Source organism: Pseudomonas sp. SIMBA_041, assembly GCF_046535095.1.
GTDB classification, from domain to species: Bacteria; Pseudomonadota; Gammaproteobacteria; order Pseudomonadales; family Pseudomonadaceae; genus Aquipseudomonas; species Aquipseudomonas mucoides.
Map to the genome: position 1 here is coordinate 180,757 of NZ_JAWRXJ010000008.1, position 17,829 is coordinate 198,585.

Annotated in this window: 8 protein-coding genes; 5 read left to right on the forward strand and 3 right to left on the reverse strand. The window is 49.7% G+C overall.

What is annotated here, in order from left to right; translation table 11 throughout:
- Positions 1-10 precede the first annotated feature (10 nt).
- From SB725_RS20590 to SB725_RS20600, 3 genes are read right to left on the reverse strand one after another with little or no spacing between them, the layout of a single operon-like run.
- Positions 11-5,449 (reverse strand): FtsK/SpoIIIE domain-containing protein, encoded by a 5,439-nt coding sequence (locus SB725_RS20590; RefSeq protein ID WP_410922536.1) that lies wholly within the window; start codon positions 5,447-5,449, stop codon positions 11-13.
- Complete coding sequence (locus SB725_RS20595; RefSeq protein ID WP_410922537.1) at positions 5,446-6,951, reverse strand: hypothetical protein; 1,506 nt, start codon at positions 6,949-6,951, stop codon at positions 5,446-5,448. The genes SB725_RS20590 and SB725_RS20595 overlap by 4 nt, the downstream gene beginning before the upstream one ends.
- Positions 6,948-8,825 carry a hypothetical protein gene (locus SB725_RS20600; RefSeq protein WP_410922538.1) on the reverse strand — a complete coding sequence of 626 codons (1,878 nt, stop codon included), beginning with the start codon at positions 8,823-8,825 and terminating at the stop codon, positions 6,948-6,950. Before SB725_RS20600 ends, SB725_RS20595 begins: the two co-directional genes overlap by 4 nt.
- Positions 8,826-9,035: 210 nt before the next feature.
- Here SB725_RS20600 and SB725_RS20605 point away from each other — a divergent pair, with 210 nt between their 5' ends.
- From SB725_RS20605 to SB725_RS20625, 5 genes are all read left to right on the forward strand, one after another.
- Positions 9,036-9,500, forward strand: coding sequence for a hypothetical protein (locus tag SB725_RS20605; RefSeq protein WP_410922539.1), 465 nt, complete (start codon positions 9,036-9,038; stop codon positions 9,498-9,500).
- A 412-nt stretch (positions 9,501-9,912) separates the two neighbouring features.
- Positions 9,913-12,252 carry a sensor histidine kinase gene (locus SB725_RS20610; RefSeq protein WP_410922540.1) on the forward strand — a complete coding sequence of 780 codons (2,340 nt, stop codon included), beginning with the start codon at positions 9,913-9,915 and terminating at the stop codon, positions 12,250-12,252.
- A 4-nt stretch (positions 12,253-12,256) separates the two neighbouring features.
- Positions 12,257-14,230 (forward strand): hypothetical protein, encoded by a 1,974-nt coding sequence (locus tag SB725_RS20615; protein WP_410922541.1) that lies wholly within the window; start codon positions 12,257-12,259, stop codon positions 14,228-14,230.
- 863 nt (positions 14,231-15,093) lie between these two features.
- Positions 15,094-16,158, forward strand: coding sequence for a hypothetical protein (locus SB725_RS20620; protein ID WP_410922542.1), 1,065 nt, complete (start codon positions 15,094-15,096; stop codon positions 16,156-16,158).
- Positions 16,159-16,633: 475 nt separating this feature from the next.
- A complete protein-coding gene (locus SB725_RS20625; RefSeq protein ID WP_410922543.1) occupies positions 16,634-17,749 on the forward strand; it encodes an SMEK domain-containing protein in 1,116 nt (371 codons plus the stop codon).
- Positions 17,750-17,829 lie beyond the last annotated feature (80 nt).

The following is a 17,829-nucleotide window of genomic DNA, read 5'->3' on the forward strand; positions in this document are numbered from 1 at the left end:
TTTTTAGCAGTCAGTTGGCCGGGAATTCCCTTTTATCGTCAATAATGATCGCCTCTACAGCTAACGCCATGTCTGGATCGGAGAGAAAAGGGGCCTGGGCATAGACTAGCCCCTGCTCTCCAGCCAGGCGCGCGGCGAGGTGCCCTCGACCAAGCAATTGTTCAGCGCCCCCCTTATCCAAGACGATCTTCGAAGTTGCCTCGCTTGCAACTTTAAGAATCAGTCGGTTGCCAAGGTTATCGCGTAACTGCATGGGCATGACGTCTTTATCAGGACGCTGCGCAGCAAAGAACAAGTGGATGCCGGCGGCACGAGCTTTTACACCAAGGCGCTGGACAGCAGCCCCGACTGCCGTCTTGTATTCAGGATCGAGCATCCAATCTGCGAACTCGTCGTGAACCAGGAACAACATCGGCAGCCTGTCGGAAGAGGAGGCAGCAGCGTTATAGGTCGCTAAATCACGAACTCGCATTCCTGCGAACAATCTATAGCGAGACTCCATCTCATCGACGATCTCCGACAAAAGCTCGGACGCACGAGCCTTCTCAGTGACTACAGGTTCGCGCAAGTGAGGCAGCGTATCGAGAGCGACATAGTCGACCCCCATTTTCGGGTCAATCAGAATAATCTTGGCTAATCTAGAAGAGTTTGTTGCTGCGATGTCGAGCAACATCGCTTGAACAAGAACCGACTTACCACTGCCCGTCGCACCAGCTACCAATGAGTGCGGTTCATGCTGGGATAAACCACCGAAATCTCCACCCAAATTTAGGTACAGAACAAACCCATTCAGCTCTTGCAGCCCAAGAATCAGCGAGACGTTGATGCCTGCTGCGTTGCGGTTCACCTTACGTGCAGCCCAGACATCCCAGAGAGATACTGCCTGTCGTTTTTCGCCTGCTAGCGTGACAACAATCTCACCCGGTTTAGGCTGTACAGTAACTAGCCGTATGCCATGTGTAGTGAGCAATTGCATACGCCGAGCTTCTATATCCTCCATGCGTAGGCGGTCGGAACCAGCGAGTCGGACAAGACAACCATTGGGTGTCAGACGGGTCCCAAGGACCTGCGCTTGTAAGCCATATCCATTAAGGGCAGCCTTCAATTTTTTCGTACTGTCTTCAGCCCATGCTCCTCGTTCTGCTTCCGTATCTCCTGCACCAGCAGCCTTTGACGTAATTAATGCGCTCAAATTGGGGCCGTACGCTCCCTGCGCAGGCTCAACTCGTAATGACGCTAATGGCACCGAAAGCTGCGAATTGTCTTCAGGCAATCCTTCTTGGATTTTTGATTCTGTTGCGGGAACGGGAAGGGCGTCTTTAACAGTAGTCTTTGGTGTGACTGATCCGATCACATGCTCATCAACAGTTTCCGACAGTAAGTCCGTTGGTACGCGGGGAGCAGGGATCAAGGAACCTACCATTTCGGTCCAGGTGACGCGTGGAGCTGGCGGACGAACGTTAGCCGATTCCCAAGGTGTGTCATGGCCAAGACCCGTGCGCACCGGAATTGGGTTCGCCACATCCGCATAGGACTCCACGAGCCGACGAAGCTCTGGACGATCAAATACTTCCTGCATGGCGACCGATGTTCCGCGGCACTCCACTGTTACGCGTTCGGAGCCAGGACCCGTTCCGCCGGAATCATGGGAATGGACGAAGACTTCAGAGTAGCCTCTAAGCGAGATTCTGACCTTCCCGTCTCTAATTGCCGACCGGGCTCGCTCCAAGAGGCCGGTCTGCCCCGGCTGTACCGTTGCATCAAGCAAGAAGTCGGATAGTCGGGCGAGCCAAAGGTCGCGATCGAGGCGACCCGGGTCACCAAATATGGCTTCGTCCAGCGTACTTAGTGTCGCGACAAGTTGCGTCGCGGACGATTTTCGTGCCTCAGCGGCCTTGCTCGCCGAGACATATTTCGATTCCATAACAGAGAGATGCAGACGTATCCCGTCCCCATCCTCCTCAACGCATATTCCAAGTAGATCAGCAATCCGGTTCTCTTGATAAGCTAGCCACGTGGCATAGTCATCTAGCAGGAAGAAAGCTGTCAGAGTCTGGCGGTCACCGCAGATATTGACGAACTCGTTCTTCATAATCCATTGACTGAGGACAAGCCCGAGTAATTCTCCTGCTGAAACGCCACGCTTCGCAGCTCTCAGGACTATGTCGCCGGAGATCGTTAAGGCATCGTCCACGAAACGCTTCGCTAGTTGTTCCAGAGCCTCGTCATTCTGTGTTAGGCCGAGCTCCTGAATTCGTCGCTTCACTAGTACAGTGAGAAGTCGCAAGTCTGAAGTTGAACTGACGATAATATTTCGGCCATTGGTCTGCTGCCGGCGATATCGAACCACGGTGATGCCGTTTGCTTGCAATTGTCGCTTGTCGAGTAACTCGTCATAGGTCGCAACCCATTCGGAGAGACTATGAGCCTCATCTAGCATGGAGCGCAGCACTTCATCTTGCAGCGATATACGTCGTGCAGGAACAGATGCGGACCCCATTACATGATCCTTTTGATTGGAAACTGCCCCGACGGCATTCACCCAGGTCCGACCAGAACGTGTTTGTCGAGGGCAGGTGAGAAATGTCGCAGCTTTTAACTCGTCTTCGCCGGACACTCCTCTGTACGACCAGCGAGAGGGCGCATGCTCAAGATCGGCACAGTCAGCAGGCGACTCCATGTCCAGCCACTCGACCGAGGCGGTTCGGGCAACTACATCGTGCAGAAAGGCTATGTCGAAAGGTTTAAAACCGCTTGCAGTTCTCGGAGGAGTTGAACCAGGTGGAGATACCGAGACCCGAAGCTTCGACATAAAATTGTCGGAAGTCTCGCTAACTACAGGTACATCAGGGTCCTGCTCGCTCATGGAAACCAGTTCAGAGTAAATGCTGCGCAATCTGTCAGGCTGTCTGTGTCGAACCGCAACATTACACTGGAAGTCACCGCCAGTAGTCTGTAACGCTTCTAGTTCTCTTATAGTGGCTAGCGGCAGTGCAGCTGCATCCGCGTCAAAAAGGAGAACACTTAAGTTGTCCGCCTCATGCGGCTGAAAGTTAACGTAGCGCTCGAGCAAGTCGCGTATTTCTTTGGCGGCCGGTCCAGGAAGAACATCGGTCATCGAGCCGCTCTCGTCCCGCTCAGGCGGTTCCAGGAGGCTGTATCCATTAACCGTTGCGGTTTCCGCTACAAGCACCAATCCAGCGCCGTTGGTAGCTAGCGCAATCTCGGGATAAAAGGGATGCTCCAGTTCCGCTGAGAATTCCCGAAAAAAGATATTTCGGTTACCGAATGATACGTTGTTGCCCATCAGCATGTGTCCAATCAATCCAGCACAGCGACGGGTTTTCACTGATAGCGCCTTCATGCGCTCCGGATGCCATGGAGGAATTATCAGTGCTTGGCTGCCCCCTATGAGCCGTACAGTGCCAACAGCAAGCACTCGAGCGACAAGCCTACCCCGGCATATGTCTCCACGGGCGTGTGTTAGCAAAGTCCGTAATAGGGCTCCGAAGGCATCAGCTTGGTCAACAAAAATATCAGCATGCAGACCGACTCCTACAAAATCGTTTAAAGCGCGAATATAGATTGCCTCAAACGCGTCCCAAGCGAGTCGAATTTCGTTGCGCTGGTCACGGGTGTAACGCTTATCGCGCTCCAACTCGTCGATTAGATCTTTGAGTTCTTTGCGCATGCTCCCTAGCTTGCTCGCGGTAGGAATGAGCGCTCCAGCATCACGACCAAAGATTGCCTCCAGCGTACCCACGTCGAGCAATGAAACGTTCTGCGACGCTCCCTTCTGGCTAACGAGCTTACGCGGTACATCGGTGCAGGCGCACCCGCCCCTCTCAAGGAGACGTATGACATCGTCCCGGAGCGCAAAGCCTATTGCGTTCGGCCGCATTGACCATACTAATTGGGTTTTCCCGAGATCGTTGACGACCTCGCCTAAGCGCTCGAGTAGGTGTATCTCAAATTTAATCTGTAGTGACTGACGACTAGCAGAGGTGCATTCTTTCAAGCGCCCTGTTCTGTTTTCCTCAGCAAAAAAACCTGGATAATCGAAAAGCGGGCTGTGACTATTGCTGCCTTGCCCGTCTATCTTCCAGTCGATACGCTCGCCTAGAGCCTGCTCAAGGCCACGATACATCATCGAAAAGAAGGCTCCGGCATCATGATTAAAATTAGTACGCCACTCTTTTTTTCCCTTTCGAACCCGGACTCGCAGGAATCGCTCACCTGCTGACGGACCTGCAGGAATGACCAAACGTTGAACAATCGTCAGAAATTCATCTAGAAAATCAAAACAATCAACCGGCTTTCCGAAAACAGCCTTTTCCCATCGTGCTCGAAGATTTGGCTCATCCTCGATGTAGGAACGGTGGAGTTCGAAAAACTCCTCATCCTCGGGCTGCCAGTCAGACCGTTTCTCTCGTGTTTTTAGGTCCTCTAAATGATCCTTCCAGCGACTCTCAAGAATGCCTGGTTTGTCGTAGTCGAAAAAATCAATCGTCGCAACCGCAAGTCCTTGTTGTCGGTCTTTTGGTCTTTCAAAAATTAGATGAACTCCGTCGCGCTCCCACTCTAGCTCCGTTAAAGCCCGAATCGCGGCCACGTCGCCGGGATCTGCTTGAATAAAAGACCTGATAATTGGCCGTACTACTTCTGGAATATCAGACTCACTCCCCTCATACCGTTCCTCCATATCAACTCGGTCAATCAATTGCCCGTTCTTGCGCAACTTTTTGATTAGGGGAGCTCTATCTGATACGAGCTTCTCAAATGCCTTACGCCAGGGAGTGATTAGGTGGCCAAAAGTGCGGTCACTGGCGAAAAGTGACGTATCACGAGGCATTCCAAGAGCAGGCAGAGCATTCCCTAAAGCCTGCCGGATAGGCAATCCGTCGATTTGTATCGCCTTCGCCACAGCGGCCGAATAGTTACCGGCCTGCCTAAGTGGGAGATCGAGATCCCTAACTGATAGAAGAGCGGTAAGCGCAGCGATGAAAATTCGCATGTCATCTGGTGTTGGGGATATTCCCACCACCTTTATTGCGGCCTGGGCCCAGGCATCGCCATGCGATTTGAATTCTTTAGCCCCAAGAGCGGTAAGCCAGGCTAAGGTATCTGCGACTCCCGGCTCGTCACCGTTAGCGGTCAGCAAAACGAGCCTATTCGTTTCCAAATTCCGGCCGAGACCGGCATTCCCGACTATTACAGTTCCCTCAGGCATCGCCTCACCGAGAACCAAGGTATTGGGGATTTTTACATCTACAAGTGGGGCAAGTTCCGGGTCCGCAGTGATCTCTCGCACTACCGCGCAGAGCTGTGCTGACGACAACCGATCCAAACGAAATCTCGCGCTTCCCTCAATGCTCGTAGAGTCAATCTCCGCCACACGTTTTTTCAGTACGACGGCGCCCACGCGCCCTACAATACGGTCGGCTATCATCGACCTTCCTCGCTAAACGGATTTTCAACAAACGAACACGAATCGGAAAGACGCCTCAGCAAGCCTAAAGCGAGGAGTCTCTCTTCAAGTCGTGCAGCGTTATCGCTCAATGCGTCCTGATCGACTGATCCCTCCTGGACGAGCCGGGCACCCTCTGCCTCACCTATCACAATACCGTAACGCCTTTTCGCCTCGCGCAAGAATTCACTGAACTCGATGCGGGTGTGGACCATCGTCACGACTAAAGTTTTGAGAAGTCGATCATTTGGAGCGTACCGCGTGCGACGACTAAGACGCCGAGAACTAAGACCAAGTGAGCGTGCCCATGATGAATGAATCTTGCCAAAATGTTGGGAGTGGCGGGACTCGGCCTCGTCAACTAACTCAGCAATAAGCTCGTCCGGTTCCAGAGATACATCTTCTGCAGGCCACTGGAATTGGCCGCGCATCAACGCTGCACAATCGTGGCGGGGTGAACCGGAGGTGAGAGCAGTTTCCCATTCGGGCATACGCCGTACACTCTCCACTGAAGCGCGGGTGGCCCTCAGCGAAAGCCCTTGGTTAGCCTGCCAAGAATCGGCCGATAATGCGCGGACCTTAGAGCGATCCCGCGAAACAATCTCACAGATGAACTCAACCGGATAAGAATCGCCAACAGTGACCTTTCCACGCTCAAGAAAATACAAAAGCAGGTTGAGACCCGCTGATGTAACGAGATGCTCGATTGCGTTACCAACTGGCATGTCTCGTGAAAGGATTGCGATCCAGTCATCACACATCCGGTCAAAGCGCTCTGTAGGCACGACCGGCAGGTAGCCGGATGTGCGCGATGACTTGGCGTCATCGGCGGAGCCTTGAATCGCCCTCGCTAGACGATTAAGCATTGAGGATTGGTCGAATAAGCGTGTAACTAACAATTGGCCCAGTTCTGGAGCCCTTTCGGCCCTGCACAGCATGAGGTAGAGCAGCTCGCCCGATCTTGCAAAAAAGCGACGATCATTCGACGCGCTCCCCGTTTTCGCGTCCACGCGCAAATCTTCATAAAGCGAATCTGGACCGAACGGAAAGACAAATTTTGAGCTCCACCGTTTGTTGCTATTAACTTCAAAAGCGGAAGCTCTCAGAAGTTCGACAGAGCGAGCAAAATCCTCAAAATTTTGAAACACATCTCGTAGATGGGTCAGATCTTGGTCGCCGATGCCGGAGGTGCCAGCAAGAAATGAACGATGCCACTCATTCCATTTGTCCTCGTCCGGTACCCGACTTGTTGAGATGGTGTCTATATGGGGGTTGTTGAACAACACATTTCTCAATAGAAACTGTCTTCTTGGAACATAACGAACGAAACCGTCAGAATCGGCTTCAAGTGGCTTGTCCCGCTTGAATAGCAAAATCCCTAGAAACTCGAGAAATGTGAGGTGCGGGAGCTGTTCATCATAAAGTCGGTGCCCCCAAATATGCTCCTCGACAGCAAATGCAACGTCGTCGATATGCGGTCTCATTCTGGAACCCTCAGAGTAACCCTATGCAGCGCTCCCTGACCGTTGCGATCATTTACCTCGATGAATGAAAGGTCGAGTGTCTGTGAGTCGTCCCACGCACTGCTATCATCGGCTTCAGTTTTGCGGGCAGTCTCCGCGGCACCAAGCAACCGGGCTTTAAAAGCGAGCAAGTCCTCAAGGCATTCGTTGGAGAAACTTCCTGGTAGAGCTCCCTCCGCTACACGGCATAGGAACTCAAATCGCACTGGAGTCATATGAAAACGCACAGCGGGCTGACCGGAAGCAACGATGACATCCATACAAGGGATACCTGTCCCTTCATCCTTGCAAACCGCAACACTCATCCCTGCACTCCGCCTAACGGGAACTTCAGTCTGACAAAGCACGCTTGTTCGAGACCTTGCCGCTCCACCGCCGTCCGCGACGAAAAGGCGATCCGTGTTTTCTACAAGCAGCCCCGTGAAAACCCTATTCAATCCTTTGACGAGCATGGAGCTCGCTTTGTCTGCCGCGACAGAGCGCCGGCCTTCTAAAGCTTGGACGGTGGCAAGGTAATCACCGGCATGCCTGAAAGAGGTAAGTCCCCAGTTCGGGTAGGAGGGACCGGAGTCGTCAGGCAGCGTAAAAAACAACCTGCGCCGTTGATCCGCAAGTCTGGCAAGAAATGCGTCGTCATCCTCGTCCTCCCGAACCCCTTCTTCGCCTTCCAGGTAACGGCGCTGGGCAGCAAGGTAAGCTGGGGATGCTCCGTAAAGCCTGTCATCGGCGACAAGGCGATCAAAGGTATCCCGTAGACGAGTATCATCGAATCCATACACTAACAATCCATCGATTCCATTAGCGGTTTCTTGACCTGCGCCGAATACAGAAAGCATCCTGAATACGGGTCGTTCCATCGCTCTTTTCTTTGTGAGATTTGCCCCAAAGACATTTCGATAAAGACTGGCTTTGTCAACCGTCCTATCATCTTGAATCCGCTGGACATCCTGGCACTTCATCAGGTCTTCCTTAACGTCGGGATGACCGAGAAGAATATTCGTTGCTAGAGCTAGCAGGTCTCTGACTGGCAGATGCGCTCCATTGAAGCGGGATAATTCAACAAGATCACCCAGACGCCTGACGAACAAATTCTCATCGGAACTTCCGATGACGCGAGAACGGTTTTCGGCGATAGGGCAAATCCGGTCACCGCTGTTCCAGCTGCACACCTCGCACCGTTCCCAATCGGGATGCTCAGCAACCGCCTTTAAGACATCTTCGAGGGCACCTCTGTTGGCAGCCCTGCTAAGATCAACAACTGCAAGTCGGTCGTGTTGGTGTCCAGGGTTGATGAAGGCTTGCTGGACGATTTGGTGGATTTGTGAGTGGGAGCTTGTTTTCTGTACGCTGCGGCGTAAACGATCCAGTATCTGACCGTGATTTGTCGCAATCACGTAGCTCACCGTATCGTTCCCTGAGAAGGACGTCTCAAGCCCTACCAGAATTTCCTCACCTTCGGCTTCCCCAAGCTCGCTGAGGTCTTTAACGAACACGATCTTACGGCCGTCAACGTCAAGACTCTTGATGCTGCCGTGGCTTGCCCAATTGACGTCACTCCCACCGAGCTCCGTCCATAGCTTGCGGCAATGATAGGTTTTACCGTCGCCGGCAGTTCCGGCCACCAACAGCGAGCACCCTGCGATGGAGACGACGGCTTTCATCTCTGCTAATCGAGGGGTTGGAACAACAACAGGCCGAATACCTGCACGCGCTATAGCCTTCGTTAGGTGTTCGTCGAACAAATTCTCGTTTGTAGGAATAGGGCCATAGTTGCGTAAGAATTTGACCCAGGCGGCGGCCGGCGGTGAGGTAGCTTTTAGTCCATTATTTGACATAGTTCTTCTCGGAAGATCTCAGAACCGCCCCTCTATTTATGGAGCTGTGTTCGTTCAGTCAGGGTGCCATGACCCAACCACCTGAATAGCAGTGGCAGATTGCCTTGGCCGTTCCCTGGAGGATACCTTCGATTGCTCTCCATCGCCTCTTGTCTTCAGCTGAAGTGGAGAGCCCCTAGCCAATCTCGCCCCTCGCCGATGAGAATGATCATGGCCAAAACTCTTAAAAGTAAGCCTGCGAAAAAAAGTGGTCGCCCTCGGTTGGAAACATTGTACGTGCGATATGAAATACAGATCACGGACTGGGATTTTAGCTGGTCTTACTACCCGGTTCGGCCTTCGGAGCGGAGACAAGGGAAGAGTCCCTTCAAGGAGATTGCTACCCTGACGTTGGAGGGGCATGTTGTTGAGCCGGAGGGGTTTAAGTATCCACAAGCGCTCCTGCGGATAGTGGCAGATTCTTCGTATGTAGGCTTGATTGAGCAGCCAAAAGCTGTCGGCTCGGTCCAAGTTACTGACAATCTTTTCACTGGCTATGTATTTATCCCGAGCAATCAAATGCCGGTGTTGGTCAGCGCTGCAAGCAGGTTACGCTTTATAGAGCTCAGCGGAACGCCATTACGGTATCGGAAGGCGTTGATAGATGCGCTCCACTTAAACTCTGCTCCTGATTGATCACTAGCCGAATGTGGGAATGCTGATCGCAACGAGGACGTTACCTGTCATGCGTAGCTTCTTGAGCTCACTGCCGGCCAGGCAGTGTGCCAATCCCAGCCAACCAGCCAACCAGCCAATAGCCAGCCGTCATAATGCGGAAGGGGTACGCACAATGGCAGTTTAGTATTATGCTGAAGGCTTTGCTCAAGGATGAAGTAGAGGCGATGAGACAGTCCTCCCGATCCCATTCACAATATTGCATGAATATCCATGTTATATGGGGCAATTTCAAAAGTCATAAAGTTGTGCTGCTGAAGCGCAGTGATTTGGCTATGCTCGTCCGCAACCAGGCGGGGGATTTTATATCTATCGCTAAAAATAATTAATTTTGGCCCCGGAAAAATATTTGTACTTTTAATAGAGGTGAATAATGGCTGTGGGTTTCAGAATAGCGGCTCGAACGCTTCGGCATCTCGGAGGAGAGCTGATTACATCGGACGATGTTGCTCTTAACGAACTGATAAAGAACGCTTTTGATGCTCGGTCACCGCGAGTGCGAGTTAAAATCAACGCTGCTGTAGACTTGTCGGCGTTGGAGCTTATAGATGAGCAGGTTCGCACTGGTGACCTTTCCAAAGAAGAAGCCACTGAGCGAGTTCGTAAAGCTATATCAGCCGAGCTCCCCTCTGAAGAACGGGCTCAGATCGTTGCTGAGGCTAAAAGTTGCCTTAGTAGAAGGGAGTTTTCGGTATTTTTGAAAGGCCTCAAGGAACAGCAGTATATTCTTGTTGAGGATACAGGCTGTGGGATGGGGGCGCAGGACCTTTCTGACAGGTTTTTAGTGATAGGAACCCCCGGAAAACTTAAAGAAAAGGCCAAGGCATCAGCTAATGATCCGACTTTGCTCGGAGAAAAAGGTATTGGCCGTTTATCAATGATGCGACTGGGTAGTAAGGCTGTGGTTGAGTCAACTAGAGCCAGTGACTCGAATTGGCACAAAATTGAATTCAATTGGTCGGAGTTCGATGATCCCGACCTCTATTTGGATGAGGTCTCTGTCGAAGTCGAAATATCTGGCGAGTCGACTCCGGATGAGCAAGGTACGAGAGTGCTCATTACAGACTTAACCGCTAACTGGACTCAGGAAAAGATCGACCTCTTTATTCAAAGATATATGCGTAGGCTGCAAGATCCATTCCTCCGGACCAAAAAGCCGTACCCTATTGATATTTTTTTCAATGGAAAGCGTCAGCCAATTGCTTCGCTACACGGTTGGCTTAAGGATTGCGCTCAGTTTACTGCAGTTATCGAATTCGACCCTGCTGGAATTGATGGCACATCTACTATTCTGCGACGAAAATTAATATGGCGCTCCTCTGAATCAGAAGAGTTGCGTACATGGACTGGTAAAGAGCTTTCGAATTATTTAAATGTATCTGGAGAGGTCTTTAAGCAGTTAGGGGCATGGACGGCTAGGTGCCTTTGGTTTAACCGGCAAATGCTTGTTACGAATACTGTTGACTACTCTCGTACGCAAATCGCGGAAGAACTTAATAATTGGTGCGGTGGATTTGCGATATATAGGGATAATTTTCGCATCGGGAAAACTGGAGGGATGGATGACGACTGGCTCGAATGGGACAGTGGTGCTCTTAAATCGAAAGGTTTTGCGCTAAATAGATATCAGACGGTCGGAAGTATAAGTATTTCCTCCAGCGTTAACCCTTGCCTCGTCGATTCTGCAAACAGAGAACGTTTAATTGGCTGTCCTGAACAGAACGTTCTTAAACAGATTTTAGGTGAGGTACTAGTTAAGGATCTGCGAGGACATATCAATACAATACGAGAGGCTGAGGCGAAGATCACAATCGCCGAAGACTCGACGAATGACTCGCTGAGTCAGTCGGAAGATAAGTTGAAGCGAACTATAAAAGCGGTTCAAGAGATCGGCAAGTATCTTCCTAAAGAGCACAGAGCGAAGATTAATGAAATTCAGGACGCTCTGCATGGGCAGGTGGAATATGTTAAGACGATTAAAAACTCACTAAATATGTCGCGAGAAACTCGCGTTGAGCTGCTTGAGCTAGCTAATATCGGATTAGTGGTGGAGATAGTTATACACGAACTGTCACGCTTGACGGAGCGAACTAGTGAGCTTCTTAGTGAGCTTAAAAGTGGAAGCGAAAAGGAAGTGGTGCAAGTTGTAGATAATCTGCGGTCGCAAATTATTTCTACAAACAAAAGAATCCGTACGGTGGACTCTATGAGTCCATCGGGACGAAACCGCAAAGAATTTTACAATCTAGCTGCGCAGGTTTCCGGAATTGCATCAGGTTTCAGCAATCGATTCAAGCGTCATGGTATCGAGTGGTTAGTACACCTTGATGGCGTAGAGTCGAACGAACCTCTAAATGTCCATATGGTGAAGGGACTCATCGCGCAAACGTTAGAGAACCTTGTCAGTAACTCGGTTTACTGGGTTCAGCAGGGGCTGAAAGCTGGAGAGGATAAGCGCCAAATAGTATTCGATATTGACTCTCGAGCTCTCACTGTAAGTATTACTGATAATGGTCCCGGAGTAGATCCGCGATACGCTCATGAAATATTCAAGCCTTACTTTACATTGCGAAGAAAAGGAAAAGGCTTGGGGCTCTATATTGCCTCGGAGCTTGTTGAATATCACGGCGGAAAAATTTATTTAGAGGAGAGCGTTGATGAGGATGGGCGCCTTCGTACATTTACTATTGAGTTGCCGAAGGATGAGGTTTGAGTTTATGAGTGATTCCGTTGCTGAGGTTTTGTTAGCGCAAGAGGCTACTGTGGAGGGAGTGATTCAACCACCGCAGGAGGAGATCAAGGTTATAGTAATTGATGATGAGTTGGCGGGTTTGACTTCATTTCATCTCCAGCAAATGGTACATAATTTTGAGGGGATCTTGGGAGATTGCACCTCTCCTGAATTTGAAGAGTTGTGGTCGCTGACTGAGGAGCTAGGAGGGCTTCCCGGCGCTCAGGATTATGATGAAGAGGCTCAGCGGAAATACCTGCTTTCAGATAATTTTGTTTCTAGTGTGGTACTTAATCCTCAATTTGAGAATAAGATTAGCGATCCTGTTAAAGGATTGCTAATTCCATTTTTGGACCGAGCGAAGAAGGTTGAAGGGCTTCGTGATGCAATAAAAGAAGCGTTCGATGGGCAAGGCTCAAGCTCGGAGTTCACACCAAATCGTCCAACTAAGCCGCAAGATCTTCTGAAGTATGATTTGATTATATTTGACCTGGTTCTACAGAATAGTACTGCTCCTGTGGATGAGTTGGTTAGGTATTTGAAGTCCCTAGGCGAAGAACAGCCTTCACATCTTCCAAGCATCATCGTGATGTCTAGTCGTGATGAATTGATACAAGAACGTAAAAAGTTTAGTACGGAGTCTAACATTAGCGCGGCTGGCTTAATGCTGTTGCCTAAGAGTGAGGTTTTCAAAGCAAATTTTGGCGCTCACGGCATTAAGCTAAGTTATCAACAATTGAAAAGGCAGCGTGAGATCGCACAGCACATGCGAGTTTTTATATCTGCGTGGACCCGGGCTCAAACTGAGGCTCAGGAGAAGGCTAGATTTACTCTCTGGAATTTGGATGCTGCAGCAATGCAGGAGATCCATTTGAGCGCAAGTTTGGATAGTGATCCATATGACGGGCATTTGAGTGAGTTTTTGGCGAAAGAGTACCTTTGGCACGTTGAAGGTGCTGTTGATGTCGCTAACGCAATTGATAAATTAGATGAGTGCTTCACGCAACAGTTGAGGCTGAATGGCAATGTTCCCGCAATTGCTACACGCTTTATGGCTCCATTCGTTAATCCGTCGATCAATCGTGATTTAGTTTCGCATTTTACTTGGTCCGGTTTCTCGCTAGACAAGAATATCCTAACTAAAACTCACGACGAGATACTGGCTGATTTTAGCCATGCTCTACCTTTTGGGGCGGTCCTAGCGGAAGCAGAGGTGGCAGACGATTCAGACTTTCTTGTCCATATAACCCAGCAGTGCGATATCTTGAGTGTTGCGCGAGCAAAAAAAGAAGGTTTTACAGCCAAATTTGCCGTAGCACGTGCCATTGAGGTTAGCGATAATCGTGTGCCTGTTCATGATAATGATGAGGTCGTCGCCAAAGGTCTGAAGCTCGGTGATAAGGAATATGACCTTAAAATTGTAAACGGTAATATTTTGGCGCTTCCTGCTCAGATGCTGACTACCTATATCAAAGAGAAAAATTTCAATATTGTCGGCCGATTACGTCATGAGATTGCAACTCAATTTTTGGTTGCTACAGCTAACTACATGACTCGGCCAGCAGGAATAAAAACTACCAGGGCCCAAGTTCATGCAGTGAATTTGTATCTTTATGGAACAACGTTCGGTGATCTTGTTCCGTTCATTGATGATGATGGCGTTGCGTTGAAGTTGTATGTTACTAAGAAAAATGCTTCTTATTATTTCTCTGATGAATCAAGTATGCGTATCGCATTGTGGATCAAGAGTCAGGTCGATCAGCATTACGGTAAAGATATTGAGCTGCAAAAGACTTGTGATTCGCTTAGTGTTGGTGTGGCTAATAATACTTGTGTTTCTGGAATTGTGAGTCTGGTCTTCAAAGAACAGATTTTTGACGCGCGTCAACGTGGTGAGCAATTTCCTGCTAAAAATGAAAAGCTTGGAAATCGAGTTCAGTTACTTGCTTTATGTGTTTGATGTGGTTTTGGAATGGACCCGCTTTCGTGGGTTCATTGCTACATGTAGGTGATAGAGGTATGCGGCTGTGATCATCTTAATGCTCCAGGTTGCATCGAAGCGGTAGAGCAGGTGGTAACGTCATGCGGGAAACTAGTAGTAATGCCAGTGATAGCCTGTAGAGACACCAGACTCAACCGTGCCCCCGGAGTTAACGATGATCCACCTAAATCGACTTGCTGATTGGGTTTCCCGACCGCCGCCCGCAGTGGGCAAAATAGCGTGAGCGCGAGTTCATACGAGCAGTGAACAGCCTCAAGACGTTTTCGGTTACCGGCCATGGTGGCATGTCCATCGATCCTGAAGAGATCCGTTAGCAGGTGATTGAGTCGCGAGAGCGGCTGAAGCACTTTGTCCACAGGGGTGAGAAGCCGGCCAGTCTTTCCGCGAGTGCATCAACTTTGAGGTTGAGTCAGGGGGTAGGGGATTCTAAGGTGGCTGAAATCCAGCAAGGCGATTGCATCGAGATAGTTACCTGGCGTTGTTTGGCAAGCGGAGCGGCAGTGCTTACTTGTGTACAGTCCATGGCCTCAGGTCAGTCCGTTGTCGCAGCTGCATGGCTTTACTCAGAAGGCGGTGAGAGCTTGCCAGCTTGGGTAGATGGAAACGTACATCGGCAAGTCGCTGCAGCGATTCAGGTCAATGATCTGCGATGATATGAGAGCGCCGCTGATGCCATGAGCGCATGGGATGCAGACCTCTGCCACGGGCCCGGTCTGCGCGATTTGGAACTGCACTGGCGAGCTTAGAAAACTTCGTCCTTCACAGTTAAGATGGCTGGTAATACCTTACCCCATCATTCTGTAATGACCGGTGGCCTTGAAATGGATTTACTAACGCCTCTCTTTGAAGATGAAAAGCTTCATCAGCACTTCAAGACGATTTCCGATGGACGAATTGGTAGGTATTACCAGCGCGATGAGATTCTGCGGTGGCTTGAAGGTTTTCCAGATAGGGATAACAAGTTCGTGAAAGAATTTCAGACCACCTTCAATTCCAGTTTCTGGGAGATCTACCTTCACGCGGTTTTCCGTGAGTATGGCTTCTCGTTTGACTGGACTTACGCGGCGCCCGACTTCTTGGTGTCGGCGGCAGACACTACGTTCACTGTGGAGGCCACCACCGCGAATCACGCAGCCGATGGAACGCCAGAATGGGGCGAGCCTCTGACGGCAGAGTTCTTCGATAATGTCGACTTCAACGAGCTCAACAGAATCGCGATCATCCGCCTGGCCAACGCATTCATGGGCAAGTCCAGGAAGTACCTGGAGAAGTACGCGAACCATGGTCATGTGAAAGGACGTCCATTTGTTCTGGCAGTTGCGCCGTTCGAGCAGCCTGGATTCAATCTCCAGTCTTATCGGGCCATCGAAGCATTACTGTTCGACCACTACGTAGACGAGGCCGAATACCTGGCTGATCCGGATCGCTTTCCTGACGGGCTCCTGGTCAAATCCTTGGGCTGTGTGGAGAAGGACAACGGTGCTGAAATCGAGCTGGGTTTTTTCCAAAGCCCGCGATTCCGCCACATCAGCGCGGTGGTCTTTAGCCATCTGGCTACTTGGGGGAAGGTAGACGCTATGTGCGGAAACCCTGATGCATTCATAAGGTCGATTTGGCTTACACCTGAGGGCATGAAGCCCATTGTGACTCGAGCCAGCGAGTGCACTGAGATGATCACTGATGGCCTCCGAATCTACCACAATCCTTACGCCACGAATCCTTTGCCGCTAGAGGCATTCCGAAGGGAGGGGGTAGTACAGTTTTGGGGAGATCATCAGAATCACTCGCTGCTCCAGGAGCAGGCTGAAAACTGCCTACAATCCCGGACAGCGATTACATTGCTCAAGGGCAATGACGAAGATTTCAAAGAAAAGGCTGTTCCATAACCTCAGCCACCGCGCCTTGGGATCTCAATGAATGCCAGGCGCAGAAGGGTGCTCCCCGAGGAGCACTCCACTGTCACTTAGCGGCATGCCATAAGCGCCCGATCGTGCTGGTGAGCAATCCCAGCTTCCTGCTGACCTCTACCTGAGTGTGGCCAGCTTCCTGAGCCGATCGGCTATGTAGGTGCCGTTTAGGCGCTGCACTGAATTGGTAAAGTAATCCTGGACACCACTTAAGGTTCACGCCGCCGGTTTCTCCCTGACGACCGGCGACCGGTAATCGTTGTAACTGTGGGGCCTGGTGATGTTGTAGCGTGAGACATAACGCTGCACTGGTTGGGTGTATCGGTCAAGATTAGTGACTACCCAAGTCGTGATGCGGGGTAATCGACAGCCCAGTGATAAGACGACCTTTTACTTTTAGCTTCTAGAGCTCAAATAGGAGATTGCCACTATAGCTGGGAGCTAGTCGCCGTGTATGCTGGCCGTGCGCCATGCTCGGGTTTTCGTTGAGAGATTTCCTATCTGTTCATACCCAAAGATCGTAAAAGAAACCCGGGCTCTGGAAAATATAACCAACATTAACGCTGATAATATGATTACTAAAACTGGAAAAGAACTTAAAAATATAGAAAGATGCTTGGCTTATATTGTTGCTAATGTAAGTATGAGTAACTCGACTGGGAAAACTGATGTTAATGTAGAGCTTGAACGGTTTGTTAAGCGACTTTTGAATCTGTACTACGGGTTAAACTTTGAGCTGACTAGTAGTATCTCCTCGACGTATCCTGCAATTGATTTGATCGATAGGCGTGCCAGAGTGGCCTGTCAAGTAACATCAACTAATAATGTTAAAAAGCTAAAAGACACAATTAGAAAGTTTGATCAACTTGAGATGTCAAAGGAGTTTGATGAGCTTAAGTTTTTTATTCTTTCGGATAAGAATGCACCTAAAATAAATAAAGCTTTTGGCGAACTTGGTACAAAGTGTACGGTGCTAACAATAAAAGCATTTAATGCTTTGATACACTCTCTGGATGATGAAGGGAAAATTTCTAAAGTAAACAGCTTATTCATTGGTGAGGAAATATTCAAGCCGCTGGTCGAAGTAATTAAAGATAAAGGGGGGCAGATTGTTCGGCTTGGTTCGATTAGGAAACTTTTAAAGCAGGCCCAGCTCGAAGCAGAAATAGATTCCGATCAGGTTGAGCAATATATTGATGATGTGAAGGCATTGGTTGATGAGGTATCTAAGATGAACGTAGAGCAAAGAGAACTACTTTGCGACCTGATTTGGAAGGCGCATATCCAAGTTGGATCCTGCACTTGCCTTTACTTGGAAGAAAGCGAAGTTGTCGTGGAGTTTAGCGAGAGAGAACGGCTGGTGATATCATCTCTTGTAAGCAAAAATCTTATAGAGTGGGATGATGGTTTTTCAAAGAGCCATGTGGAGAATGAGATAACGGCTTTACTTATAGTGAATAAATGTGAGTCAGAGCCAAATATTTTTTTAGAGCTGAGAAAAGCTTCGGAAGGAAGTCTGGAGCAGCTTAGAAATATGTTGGTGGAGCTGGATTTTTCAAGCTTGGAATAAATAAATGATATTTCTCATTGCTATAATTTATGAGTTTCCGCCTTGCTTAAGCAAAAAACACTTGCGAAAAAGGCAGCTGT